This window comes from Candidatus Methylomirabilota bacterium (assembly GCA_035936835.1).
In the GTDB taxonomy this organism is placed as follows: Bacteria; Methylomirabilota; Methylomirabilia; order Rokubacteriales; family CSP1-6; genus AR37.
On sequence record DASYVT010000147.1, the window covers coordinates 18,748 to 30,442 of the forward strand.

The window sequence follows — 11,695 nt, forward strand, 5'->3', positions numbered from 1 at the left end:
GGAAGCACGTAATCGCCTAAGCAGCCTAACTGGCGCTGCACCCGCCGGCCGCGGTACCGCTACGAGCGGCCGCGGGTGAGCGTCGGCGTTAGACACCCACGTCTCATAGCGCGTGACTGACGACTCACGGAGGCGGACATGGATGATGCAAAGCTGAAGGTTTTCACCCAGCGAATGGTCGGACACGTCACCGGTGCTTCCGTGATGTTGATGGTCGAGATAGGTCGCCAGCTCGGGCTGTTCGAGGCGATGGCTGGCTTGAGCACGGCGACGAGCACGGCGATCGCCAAGCGGGCGGGGCTCGTGGAGCGCTATGTCCGCGAGTGGCTGGGCGCAATGGTCTGCGGCGGAATCGTGGAATACGATCCCGCGGCAGGCACGTATACGCTGCCGGCCGAGCACGCGGCCATGCTCACGGGATCCTCCAGCCGAAACCTCGCTTCCATCGCTGGTTTCTTCCCGCTTTTGAGCCGTGTCATGCCCGCGGTCGCCAAGGCCTTCCGCGACGGCGGCGGCGTGCCCTACTCTGCCTATCAGCCTGATTTCACCGACCTGATGGATCGCCGGAGCCGCCCACGCTATGAGGAGTTCCTGGTGGAGCGCTATCTCGACCTGCCTGGACTCGGGCCTCGCCTTACGACCGGCATCCGAGTCGCCGACGTGGGCTGCGGCACGGGATACTGCATAAACCTCATGGCCCAGCACTACCCGAAGAGCACCTTCGTCGGCTACGACTTCTCCGAAGCCGCCATCGCACGGGCGCGGGAAGAGGCGCAGGCGATCGGCCTCACGAATGTCACGTTTATCGCGCAGGACGTCGCGCGGCTTACGACCGATGTCACCTTCGACCTTGTCACCGCCTTCGACGCGATCCACGACCAGGTTGATCCGGCCGAAGTGCTACGTCGCATCCGCGCCGCGCTCGTGCCTGGCGGCACCTTCCTCATGCTGGACGTTTGCGCCTCGAGCAACCTCGAGGACAACGTCGCGGCGCCGATGTCGGCCTTCATCTACACCGTGAGCACAATGCACTGCATGACGGTTTCTCTCGCCCACAATGGAGCGGGACTGGGCACAGCGTGGGGTACACAAGTGGCCACGCAGATGCTGAAGCAGGCAGGATTCAACGAGGTTCAGGTCTTCGAGCGCGTGGACCCGATGAACAGCCTCTACGTTGCCCGGTAGCTGCTTGCGCGACTCGACCTTGCCAACACTGTTCGCCGTGCCGCCCGCCAGCTAACCCCGCTCTCGAGCGGGCGCGCTTCGCGCGCCGCTCACCGCGACGATGGCGGGCGGAGGAGGGAGCCACCTGCTTGAGTCGATCCACAAGTTAGCGCCACGGGTTTCCAGTCTGAGGGAGATTCTCCCCTTCGATCTGGCCTGACAGGGTCTGGCTAGCCTAAGAGCCCGAAAAGGCGCGCGGGGTCGCGCAGGACCTTGGCTAGTAGCGCCGCGAAGAAAGCCCCGCAGGCAAGCACGCCGACCTCGCGCCATAGGGACGGGCGCAGCTCACGCGGGAGGAGCGCGCGGTTGATCCAGACCGTGTGCAGCGAGAGCACGACGAAATTGAGCGCCGCCACGTTGGCGCCGATCAGGATGAGTCCGAACGGGTCCGCGAGCGTCATGGCGGCGCAGCCGGCCGCCGTGAAGGCCACGAGGACGGCGTAGTAGAGGCCGCCCGCCGGCCCTTCCGCTCCCGGCGGGCGGCCGCGCGCGCGGGCCGTCCACAGGATGTCCGTCACGCTCCGCGCGAAGCCTTCGACAATGCCGACCTGCGTCAGGGCGAGGATGGCGAAGCCGGTGAGGAGCACGAGAGCCCAGACCACGAACCCGTAGCGCCACCCAACGGCCTGGGCGAGCCATGCGGGCGCGCCCAGGCCGGTCCAGATCTCCCCGCGCGTAGCGAAGTGAGCGGCGAGCAGCGCGGGGAGCGCCATGCCGGCGAGACAGCCGGCCGTCCAGAGGTACCAGAAGTCGGTTCTCAAGTAGCGCCACCACTGCCGCCACTTGCCGAGGTTGGCCTCGGTCGGCTCGAACGTCATCCCGTCTCGCGCGAAGCGGACGCTCTCGCCGCCCACCACCACCGGCCGGCTTTCGATCGTACCCGCCATGCCGAAGCCCTTGTCCCGAAGCCAGTGGGTGAGCGCCGCGTTGATGGTGCCGCCGCCGCCCGAGTATGCGGCGAAGGCTACAAGCAGCACCCAATCGAAGCTTACGTCCCGTTCCGCGGGTAAAGAGGGCCACACGAAGCCGACGGCGACGGCTTGCCAGATGCTCCAGGGAACGAGGAGCAGCCCGAGGACTGCCAGAAACCCGAGCGTCCAGGCCATGACGAGCCACTCGGCCCACTCCACCGTCCGCCGGGCCCGCGCGCCGAGCAGCGTCACCGCGACGGCTCCGAGGAAGATCGCGTAGCCCAGTCCGACGATGACGGCCCCGTCCTCGGCTCGCGGCATGCGCCCAAGGAAGGCCGCCGTGAGCGTGGAGGCCGCCGCGAGCGCCCAGCCCGGCCAGCCCACCTGCCCGAGGTGCAGGAGCGCGTAGACCGGTCCCCACACGCGCGGCCCGGGCGCGACGCGCATGAAGCCTGCGAAGATGGACTCGCCCGTCGCGAGCGTGTAGCGGGCCATTTCCGTGTTGAGCAGCGCCTGCAGGAGGACGGATATCGTGCAGATCCAGAGTATGCCCGGGCCCCAGCGGGCCGTGGCGGCGGGCCCGAGGATCCAGTCGCCGGAGCCGAGCGACAGTCCCAGCAGGATGGCGCCGGGGCCCATGATGCGCACGACGTTGCGGAACGTGTAGGGAGGCGGCTGCGGCAGGTCAGACTGCCGCCACTCGGCGCGTTGCCTCACGAGACGGCCCCGCGAAGCCGTGCGCGTAGGGCGATCAGCCCGAGGGCCGTCGCAGCGGCTGCTCCGTCGAGGAGCACGTCGACCATGCTGCCCACGCGTCCCGGCGTGAACGACTGGCGAAGCTCGTCGAGCAAGGCCGTCAGGACCGCGAAGACCAGTGGCGCCCAGGCGCCTCCGAGGCCTCGCCGCCAGAGCCCGGCGAGGACAGCGTACTCGATGACGTGGGCGGCCTTGCGGATGAAGAGATGAACGGCCGCCAGCTCCTCAGGTGACGCGGTGGGCAGGAGCGCGCGGAGAAGGGGACCGAGCCACGCGGCGGTCTGGGCCCCGCCCCACTGGCTGCCGCCGAGGTACGCGATGAGCCCCGTCCAGCAGAGCGGCGGCAGGAGCCGGAGCATGGCTACACGGTGGCACGGCGGCCGGAAGTTGACAAGGCGTTCCCACTAAACATAGGATGAGCCATGTCGCTGCAGGAGATCCTCGACAGTCTCCTGACTTCCTCCCGCACCGGTCCCCTCATCACTGCCACACGCCACTTCGCAGCCAAGCCCCCGGTCCTGGCGCCCTTTCCCTCGTCGCTCGATCCGCGTCTGCTCGAAGCGCTCCGGAGCCGCGGCGTCCAGCAGCTCTACTCGCACCAGGCCAAGGCCTATGACACGGTCGCGAAGGGCGAGAACCTGGTCGTCGTGACACCGACCGCGTCCGGCAAGACGCTCTGCTACAACCTGCCGGTGCTCCAGGCCCTCGTCCAGCAGCCTGAGTCGCGCGTCCTCTATCTCTTCCCCACCAAGGCGCTGGCCCAAGACCAGCTGGCCGAGCTCATGGAGCTGGCGAAGACCTTGCCCGACATGCGGATGTACACCTACGACGGGGACACGCCGCAGGACGCGCGCCGCTCGGTGCGCGCGCGGGCCAACCTCGTGCTCACCAACCCCGACATGCTCCACTCGGGAATCCTGCCGCATCACACCAAGTGGGTGAACCTGTTCCAGAACCTCCGCTACGTCGTCATCGACGAGCTCCACGCCTACCGCGGCGTCTTCGGCAGCCACTTGGCGAACGTCCTGCGACGGCTCAAGCGCATCTGCCGGCACTACGGCTCCTCGCCGCAATTCATCATGGCCTCGGCGACCATCGCCAACCCGCGCGAGCTGGCCGAGCGGCTGACGGGCGAGGCCGTCAGCGAAGTGAGCGAGAGCGGCGCGCCCACGGGTGAAAAGCTCTTCCTGTGCTACAACCCGCCCGTCGTGAACCCGGAGCTCGGCATCCGCGCGCCGTACCTCGGCGAGGCGGCCGCCCTCGCGATCCAGCTCCTCAAGGAGAAGATCGCCACGATCGTCTTCGCGCAGAGCCGGCTGTCCACCGAGGTCCTGCTCTCCGCCATCAAGAGAGGCGTCGAGGACAGGACGGGCGATGCCGGTGTCGTCCGCGGCTACCGCGGCGGCTATCTCCCGCTGCGCCGGCGCGAGGTCGAGCAGGGGCTGCGCTCGGGCGAGGTCCTGGGAGTCGTCGCCACGAGCGCGCTCGAGCTCGGCATCGACATCGGCCACCTGGACGTGGCCATCCTGGCGGGCTACCCCGGCACCATCGCGTCCATGTGGCAGCAGGCCGGCCGCGCGGGGCGGAGGAGCGCCTGGTCGGCGGCCATCCTGGTGGCGACCTCCTCGCCCATGGACCAGTACCTGGCCGCGCACCCCGACTACCTCTTCGGCGCGCCGCCCGAGCACGCGCGCATCAATCCGGAGAACCCGTTCATCCTGGTCAACCACCTCAAGTGCGCGGCCTTCGAGCTGCCCTTCGGCGGGCAGGAGACCTTCGGCGGCGACGTGCGGCCGCACCTCGCCGCGCTCGAGGAGGAGGGCCTGCTCCACCGCGCGGGCGAGCATTTCCACTGGACATCCGAGACGTACCCGGCCGACCACATCTCGCTCCGCACGGTCACCTCCGACAACTTCCTGGTGATCGACACGACGGCGCGCGACGCGAAGCAGGTCAAGCGCCGGCAGATCATCGCCGAGGTGGACTGGAAGAGCGCCTTCACGATGATCTACCCCAAGGCCATCTACATGGTCGAGGGCGAGCCGTTCGAGGTCCAGGAGCTCCACTACCGAGAGGACGAGGAAAAGGTCGCCTACGTCAAGAAGGTCGTGGTGGACTACTTCACCGACGCCATCAGCGCCAAGGGCGTGTGGATGCTCCAGCGGTTCACCCGGCAGGAGACCCCGGGGCTCGTGGCCGAGCAGGGCGAGGTGCTCGTGGCGGAAAAGGTCGTGGGCTTCAAGAAGATCAAGATGGGCACGATGGAGAACGTCGGCTCGGGCGAGGTCGAGCTGCCCCAGCAGGAGATGCAGACGACGGCCGCGTGGCTGACCGTCGCCCCGGCGATGCTCGCCGAGATCTCGCCGCACCGCGATGAGCTTGTTGACGGGCTGCGCGCGCTCGCGCGCCTGCTCCATTCGCTGGCGCCCATCTTCCTCCTCTGCGACATCCGCGACGTCGGCGCGTGGCTCGGCGACGGCACGCCCTCGGCGGAGGGCCAGGTGGTCACGCGCGAGACGATGCGCGCCCAGCTCGTCCAGGGTGACGAGTTCACCCCGACCATCTACCTCTACGATAACCAGCCGGGCGGCATCGGGCTCGCCGAGCGCATCTTCGAGGTCCTGCCTGAGCTGCTCGCGCGCGGCCTCGAGACGCTCGAAAGCTGCGCGTGTCCTGCGGGCTGTCCCTCCTGCGTGGGCCCCGTGAACGAGGTCGGCCGCCGCGCCAAGCCGGTCGCGCTCCACCTGCTCAAGCGGCTCGTCGCTCGTCGCTGAGCGCGTTGCCCGCGTGAGCGACGCCATCCCCGACCTCAGCCGCGTCATCCGGCGGCTCGAGGCCAAGAGCCGGATCAATGTCGCTTCTCGCCAAACGGCCTCGCTCGAGGACCTCCTGGGCGGCGCCGTCGAGGAGACCCCACGCGGGCAGGTGCTGGTTGTTCGCCGGCGCTTCGACGCGGGGCACCGCCACGGCCGCCAGCTTCTTGACGTGGCACGCGGGATGGCCGATGCGCCGCTGGCGCTCTTGGGCCGCAGCGAAGCGCCCGCGGGTCCGAGGCTCTTGTACCTCGACACGGAGACGACCGGCCTCGCGGGCGGCACCGGCACGTATGCCTTCCTCGTCGGGGTCGGCTTCTTCGACGGTGAGGCCTTCGAGGTCCGGCAGTACTTCATGCGCGACCTTGACGAGGAGCCGGCGCTCCTGGCCGCGCTCGAGCCGCTCTTGCGTAGCGTGGACGGGCTCGTCACCTACAACGGCACGAGCTTCGACCTGCCGCTTCTCGAGACGCGCTTCGTGCTGGCGCGTCGGCGCTGGCCCGAGGCCGCGTTTCACCTCGACCTGCTTCCGGCCGCGCGCCGCCTCTGGAGCGCCCGCCTGCCGGACTGCCGCCTCGGCACCGTCGAGCAGCACGCCCTGGGCTTCACTCGTGAGGGGGACCTGCCCGGCGCGCTCATCCCCTCCGTGTATTTCGAGTACCTGCGGCGCAAGGCCCCGGGCGAGCTGCCGCGCGTCTTCGAGCACAACCGCCACGACATCCTCTCGCTGGCCGCGCTCGCGGGCTGGGTGGCCGACGCCGTCGCGCGGGCGCCCGTCCCCGATCTCGGGGCCGAGGAGCTGGCCGGGCTCGGAAGGCTCTGGGAGTCGGCCGATCCCGACCGCGGCGAGGCCTGCTACCGGATGGCGCTCGACCGCGGTCTCGCGAGCCCCGCGCGGGAGCGCCTGCTCGCGCGCCTGGCGTGGCGCGAGAAGCGCCGGTCGCGGTGGGACGCCTCGCGCGTGCTCTGGGAGGCGGCCGCGCGCGGCGCGCGCATCTTCGATTCGCGGCCGTGGGAGGAGATGGCCAAAATCCACGAGCACCGTCTACGCGACCTCGCGGCCGCGCATGCCGTCGTAACGGAAGCCCTCGATCGTGCGCACGCGCACCGGGCGCCGGCGCCGGTGGTGGAGGCGCTCTCGCACCGGCTTGCGAGGCTGTGCAGGCGGCTCGAGCGCGGGCGCCTCACGTAGCCCAGGAGCTTTACAGTCAGCGCCTAGTCAACACCTCGGGGTTGACAGGAGTCGGAGGCGTCTTGCCCTCGAGCACGGCCAGGCAGTTTTCCACTGCCAGGTTGGCCATTTGCAGGCGCGTGTCCGACGAGGCGCTGGCGATGTGGGGCGCCAGGACCACGTTGGGCAAGCCCATCAGCGCCGGATGAACCTCCGGTTCTCTCTCAAAGACGTCGATGCCCGCGCCGGCGATCCACCCCTCTTTGAGCGCCTGCGCCAACGCGGCCTCGTCGACGACTGGGCCCCGCGAGGCGTTGACGAGGTAGGCGGTCTTCTTCATGGTCTTGAGCGACTGGGCATTGATGAGGTGCTGCGTCTCCGGAAGGAGCGGCGTGTGGAGGGTGACGAAGTCCGACTCCCGGAGCAGGGTCGCCGTGTCCGTCCTCGTGGCCCGGAGCTCCCGCTCCGTGGCGGGGTCGGCGGCGACCGCGTCCTGGTAGAGGACACGCATGTCGAAGCCGCGCGCCCGCCGGGCCATGGCACGGCCGATGCGGCCGAAGCCGATGATGCCGAGGGTCTTGCCGTGGATGTCGCCCCCCAGCAGCAGCATGAACTCCCACTGCGTGAACTTGCCTTCGCGGACGTAGCGGTCCGCTTCGACCACCCGCCGGGCCGTCGCCATGAGGAGCGTCCAGGCGAAATCGGCCGTGGTCTCCGTGAGGACGTCGGGAGTATTCGTGATGACAACGCCGCGCTTGGTCGCCTCCGCCACGTCGATGTTGTTGAAGCCGACGGCCACGTTGGCCACGACCTTGAGATCCGGGCAGGCGGCCAGGAGCGGGGCGTCGATGGCATCGGTGATGAGGCAGACGAGGCCCTGGCGGCCCTTGAGCCTCGCGATGAGCTCGGTCCGCCCGAGCGGCTTGTCAGCCTCGTGGAGATCCACCACGGCCCGGCTCCGGGCGCGGGCTACCGCCTCTTCAGGGAGTATGCGAGATATCAGGATGGAAGGCTTCGGGATCGGTGATGCCATGTGGTCTCCGTATAAGATATTGAGTGGAAAAGACTTTTTTGGTCTTGACTCACCAGACCCCGACTGCTATGTTAGCACTCGGCTTCGGTGAGTGCTAACCACTAGAGTGGTCACGAACCGGTCAGAAGCGTCAACATCTTATCTATCGGGAGGCGATTTGGCCATGAAGATTCGTCCGTTGCACGACCGCATCCTCATCAAGCGGCAGGAAGAGAAGGAAACCAGGAAGGGCGGCATCATCATTCCGGACAGCGCCAAGGAAAAGCCCCAGGAGGGCAAGGTGATCGCCGTCGGGAATGGCAAGGTCAACGACGAGGGCAAGAAGATCCCCCTCGACGTCAAGACCGGCGACAAGATCCTGTTCGGCAAGTACTCGGGCTCCGAGGTCACCTTGGACGACGTGGAGTACCTGATCCTTCGCGAGGAGGACGTCCTCTGCATCCTTGAGTAGAGGCGAGAGCGGCTGCGGCGCTGAGTAGGGGCGAGAGCGGCTGCGGCGCTGAGTAGGCCCACGGCCACAACGACCTGAAGCGTGATCCGGGAGCCAACCCGGCCGGCCAAGACGGGCCGGCCCATTCCATCGAACGAACGAGGAGGAGAATCAGATGCCTAAGCAGGTGCTATTCAGCGACGAGGGGCGGGCCGCTCTGCTCCGCGGGGTCAACATCATGGCTGCTGCCGTCAGGGCGACCATGGGGCCGAAGGGCCGCAACGTGATTATCGACAAGAAGTTCGGCAGCCCGACCATCACCAAGGACGGGGTGACGGTCGCCAAGGAGATCGAGCTCAAGGACAACTACGAGGACATGGGCGCCCAGATGATCAAGGAAGTGGCCTCCAAGACCTCGGATATCGCGGGCGATGGGACTACCACCGCCACCGTGCTGGCCCACGCCATCATCCGCGACGGCATGAAGAACGTCACGGCCGGCGCCAACCCCATGGGGCTCAAGCGCGGCATCGACAAGGCCGTGGATGTGGTCGTCGAAGAGCTGAAGAAGATGTCCAAGTCCACCAAGGACAAGAAGGAGATCGCCCAGGTCGCGACGATCGCCTCCAACAACGACAAGACGATCGGCAGCCTGATCGCCGAGGCGATGGAGAAGGTGGGCAAGGACGGCGTCATCACGGTCGAGGAGTCGAAGTCGGCCGAGACGGTGCTGGACGTGGTCGAGGGCATGCAGTTCGACCGCGGATACCTCTCGCCCTACTTCGTCACGGACGCCGAGCGCATGGAGTGCGTGCTCGAAGACGCCCTGGTCCTGATCCACGAGAAGAAGATCAGCGTGATGAAGGACATGCTCCCGCTGCTCGAGCAGGTGGCGCGCGCGGGCAAGCCCTTCCTGATCATCGCCGAGGACATCGAGGGTGAGGCCCTGGCGACGCTGGTTGTCAACAAGCTCCGCGGCACGCTGCACTGCGCCGCGGTCAAGGCGCCGGGCTTCGGCGATCGTCGCAAGGCCATGCTGGAAGATATCGCCACCCTGACGGGCGGCAAGGCCATCACCGAGGACCTGGGGATCAAGCTCGAGAACATCAAGCTCGAAGACCTGGGCAAGGCCAAGAAGGTGATGGTGGACAAGGACAACACCACCCTCGTCGAGGGCGCGGGCAAGACGGGCGCCATCGAGGGCCGCATCAAGCAGATCCGGGCGCAGATCGAGGAGACCACCTCCGACTACGACAAGGAGAAGCTGCAGGAGCGCCTGGCCAAACTGGCCGGCGGCGTGGCCGTGATCAAGGTCGGCGCCGCGACCGAGACGGCCATGAAGGAGAAGAAGGCCCGCGTGGAGGACGCGCTGAACGCGACCCGCGCGGCGGTCGAGGAGGGCATCGTGCCGGGCGGCGGCGTCGCCCTGCTGCGGGCGTCCACCAAGATCGACAACCTGAAGCTCGAGGGCGATGAGAAGGTCGGCGCCATGATTGTCCGGCGCGCGCTCGAAGAGCCGATCCGGCAGATCGTAGAGAACGCCGGGCTCGAGGGCAGCGTCATCGTCGAGAAGGTGAAGGCCGAGAAGGTCGCCACGCGCGGCTTCGACGCCGAGAGCCTCGAGTACGTGGACATGATCGAAGCCGGCATCATCGACCCGACCAAGGTCGAGCGTGTCGCGCTGCAGAATGCGGCGTCGGTGGCCTCGCTGCTGCTGACCACGGAGGCCCTGATCACCGATCTGCCCGAGGAGAAGTCTGCCGCGGCGCCCGCCATGCCGCACGGGGACATGTACTAAGCCGTTCTCGCAGAATTTTGCGGGGCGCGGCCCCTGCCGGTCAACCGGCGGGGGCCGTGTCTTTTTGTCCACGTCTTGACCGCTGCGCGAAGGCCGCGCCATGATCGCCGCATGAGTTGTGTTCGAACGGCGCTTCTGGTATCGTCAAGTGCTTTCGAAATGATCGATAGGAGTTGAGGGGGGTGAACAGTCTGTATCCGTACGAGATCCTGGTGATTATCGATCCGCGGCCTACCGACGAGGAGGTCGCTGCGCTTCTGACCAAGCTCGGGGAAAACCTGAAGGGCCTCGGCGCCGAGCTCGGCAAGGCCGAGAGCTGGGGCAAGCGCCGTCTGGCTTACGACCTGCGCAAGCAGCGCGAGGGCACCTACGCCGTCCTCGAGTGCTCGGCCGAGCCGGCCACCATCAAGGAGTTCGAGCGCCAGCTCCGGCTGAACGAGCAGGTGCTTCGCTTCATGACGACGCGCGTGCCGGTCAAGAAGCGCGTCCGTGGGACGCCCAAGCGGGAGCCCGCGGCCGTCGAGGAGAGCGCCTGATGGCGAGCCTGAACAAGGTGTTCCTGATGGGGAACCTGACGCGTCCCCCGGAGCTCCGGTATACGCCGAGCGGCACCGCCGTCGCGGACCTGCGCCTCGCGGTGAACCGCAACTACACCACGCAGAGCGGCGAGAAGCGCGAGGAGACCTGCTTCCTTACGGTGGTGGTATGGGGCAAGCAGGCGGAGAGCTGCGGCGAGTACCTCGACAAGGGCAGCCCGATCATGGTCGAGGGGCGGCTGCAGACGCGGGACTGGGAGACGAAGGACGGCCAGAAGCGCAACGTCGTCGAGGTCGTTGCGGAGCGTGTACAGTTCATGGGACGGAGCAAGTCGGCGGCGGGCGCCCCAGTGGCGCCGGAAGCCGTGGAGGCATCAGCAGCCGAAGGGGAAGACGAAGTCCCCTTCTAGGAGGATAGGAACATTCCGCCAGCGAGCAAGCCAGTCAAGCGACGCCGGTTCGGCCGGCGCAAAGTCTGCAAATTCTGCATGGACAAGGTGCAGCTGATCGACCACAAGGACGTTCGCCGGCTGAAGAACTTCGTATCGGAGCGGGGTAAGATCACCCCGCGGCGGATCTCCGGCAGCTGCGCCCGTCACCAGCGTCAGCTCACGCGCGCCATCCGGCGGGCGCGAACCGTAGCGCTGCTGGCCCAGGTCTCCGAATAGCGATGAAGATCATCCTGCCATGAAGATCATCCTGATGGACGACGTGCCCGCGCTCGGGCGCCGCGGCGAGGTCCGGGACGTCTCCGACGGTTACGCGCGCAACTACCTCCTGCCGCACAAGCTGGCGCTCCATGCGACGACGGCCAACCTGAAGAACCTCGAGCAGATCAAGGCGCGCCAGGACGCGACGGCGGCAAAGCTCACGGCCCAGGCGCAGGAGCAGGCCCGGGCGATCGAGGCGCTGCACTTCACTCAGGCCCGCCAGGCCTCCGACGAAGGGCGCCTCTTCGGCTCCATCGGCAAGGCGGATATCGCCGCGTTCCTCTCCCAGCACGGGGTCGAGGTCGAGCGGCGG

The 11,695-nt window shown here is 67.7% G+C and carries 12 protein-coding genes; 9 read left to right on the forward strand and 3 right to left on the reverse strand.

The features are described 5' to 3' along the window. Positions 1-138 precede the first annotated feature (138 nt). Positions 139-1,185: a class I SAM-dependent methyltransferase gene (locus tag VGV06_13160; GenBank protein ID HEV2056101.1), complete on the forward strand. Its 1,047-nt coding sequence runs from the start codon at positions 139-141 to the stop codon at positions 1,183-1,185. Between the two features lie 209 nt (positions 1,186-1,394). On the opposite strand, the gene VGV06_13165 is transcribed toward VGV06_13160, so the two are convergent. Further along, entirely contained in the window at positions 1,395-2,852 is a 1,458-nt protein-coding gene (locus VGV06_13165; GenBank protein HEV2056102.1) for an Nramp family divalent metal transporter, read from the reverse strand. Then, complete coding sequence (locus VGV06_13170) at positions 2,849-3,250, reverse strand: VanZ family protein (GenBank protein HEV2056103.1); 402 nt, start codon at positions 3,248-3,250, stop codon at positions 2,849-2,851. The genes VGV06_13165 and VGV06_13170 overlap by 4 nt, the downstream gene beginning before the upstream one ends. A 63-nt stretch (positions 3,251-3,313) precedes the next feature. Between VGV06_13170 and VGV06_13175 the strand changes: the two genes are divergently transcribed. Continuing rightward, positions 3,314-5,665 carry a DEAD/DEAH box helicase gene (locus VGV06_13175; protein HEV2056104.1) on the forward strand — a complete coding sequence of 784 codons (2,352 nt, stop codon included), beginning with the start codon at positions 3,314-3,316 and terminating at the stop codon, positions 5,663-5,665. 13 nt (positions 5,666-5,678) lie between these two features. Further along, the gene (locus tag VGV06_13180; GenBank protein HEV2056105.1) at positions 5,679-6,896 is read left to right on the forward strand and encodes a ribonuclease H-like domain-containing protein; all 1,218 of its coding nucleotides are present in this window, start codon (positions 5,679-5,681) and stop codon (positions 6,894-6,896) included. A 16-nt stretch (positions 6,897-6,912) separates the two neighbouring features. Here VGV06_13180 and VGV06_13185 read toward each other — a convergent pair whose 3' ends face one another. Next, entirely contained in the window at positions 6,913-7,908 is a 996-nt protein-coding gene (locus VGV06_13185) for a D-glycerate dehydrogenase (protein ID HEV2056106.1), read from the reverse strand. A 163-nt stretch (positions 7,909-8,071) separates the two neighbouring features. Here VGV06_13185 and groES point away from each other — a divergent pair, with 163 nt between their 5' ends. The 6 genes from groES to rplI form a co-directional block, all read left to right on the forward strand. Further along, on the forward strand, positions 8,072-8,359 hold the full coding sequence (groES, locus tag VGV06_13190) for a co-chaperone GroES (protein ID HEV2056107.1): 288 nt from the start codon (positions 8,072-8,074) through the stop codon (positions 8,357-8,359). Positions 8,360-8,513: 154 nt separating this feature from the next. Further along, entirely contained in the window at positions 8,514-10,136 is a 1,623-nt protein-coding gene (gene groL, locus VGV06_13195) for a chaperonin GroEL (GenBank protein HEV2056108.1), read from the forward strand. A gap of 182 nt (positions 10,137-10,318) precedes the next feature. Then, positions 10,319-10,672 (forward strand): 30S ribosomal protein S6, encoded by a 354-nt coding sequence (gene rpsF / locus VGV06_13200; protein ID HEV2056109.1) that lies wholly within the window; start codon positions 10,319-10,321, stop codon positions 10,670-10,672. Beyond that, positions 10,672-11,082 (forward strand): single-stranded DNA-binding protein, encoded by a 411-nt coding sequence (locus tag VGV06_13205; GenBank protein ID HEV2056110.1) that lies wholly within the window; start codon positions 10,672-10,674, stop codon positions 11,080-11,082. Before rpsF ends, VGV06_13205 begins: the two co-directional genes overlap by 1 nt. Before the next feature lie 12 nt (positions 11,083-11,094). Then, complete coding sequence (gene rpsR, locus VGV06_13210; GenBank protein HEV2056111.1) at positions 11,095-11,340, forward strand: 30S ribosomal protein S18; 246 nt, start codon at positions 11,095-11,097, stop codon at positions 11,338-11,340. A gap of 19 nt (positions 11,341-11,359) precedes the next feature. Beyond that, the coding region (rplI, locus tag VGV06_13215) for a 50S ribosomal protein L9 (protein HEV2056112.1) at positions 11,360-11,695 on the forward strand (336 nt) is incomplete at its 3' end.

Excerpts from the sequence above, each read along its gene's own strand:
- VGV06_13160 (HEV2056101.1), top strand. The coding sequence starts at position 139 with ATGGATGATGCAAAGCTGAAGGTTTTCACCCAGCGAATGGTCGGACAC.
- VGV06_13170 (HEV2056103.1), bottom strand. The coding sequence starts at position 3,250 with ATGCTCCGGCTCCTGCCGCCGCTCTGCTGGACGGGGCTCATCGCGTAC.
- VGV06_13175 (HEV2056104.1), top strand. The coding sequence starts at position 3,314 with ATGTCGCTGCAGGAGATCCTCGACAGTCTCCTGACTTCCTCCCGCACC.
- VGV06_13185 (HEV2056106.1), bottom strand. The coding sequence starts at position 7,908 with ATGGCATCACCGATCCCGAAGCCTTCCATCCTGATATCTCGCATACTC.
- groES (HEV2056107.1), top strand. The coding sequence starts at position 8,072 with ATGAAGATTCGTCCGTTGCACGACCGCATCCTCATCAAGCGGCAGGAA.
- groL (HEV2056108.1), top strand. The coding sequence starts at position 8,514 with ATGCCTAAGCAGGTGCTATTCAGCGACGAGGGGCGGGCCGCTCTGCTC.
- VGV06_13205 (HEV2056110.1), top strand. The coding sequence starts at position 10,672 with ATGGCGAGCCTGAACAAGGTGTTCCTGATGGGGAACCTGACGCGTCCC.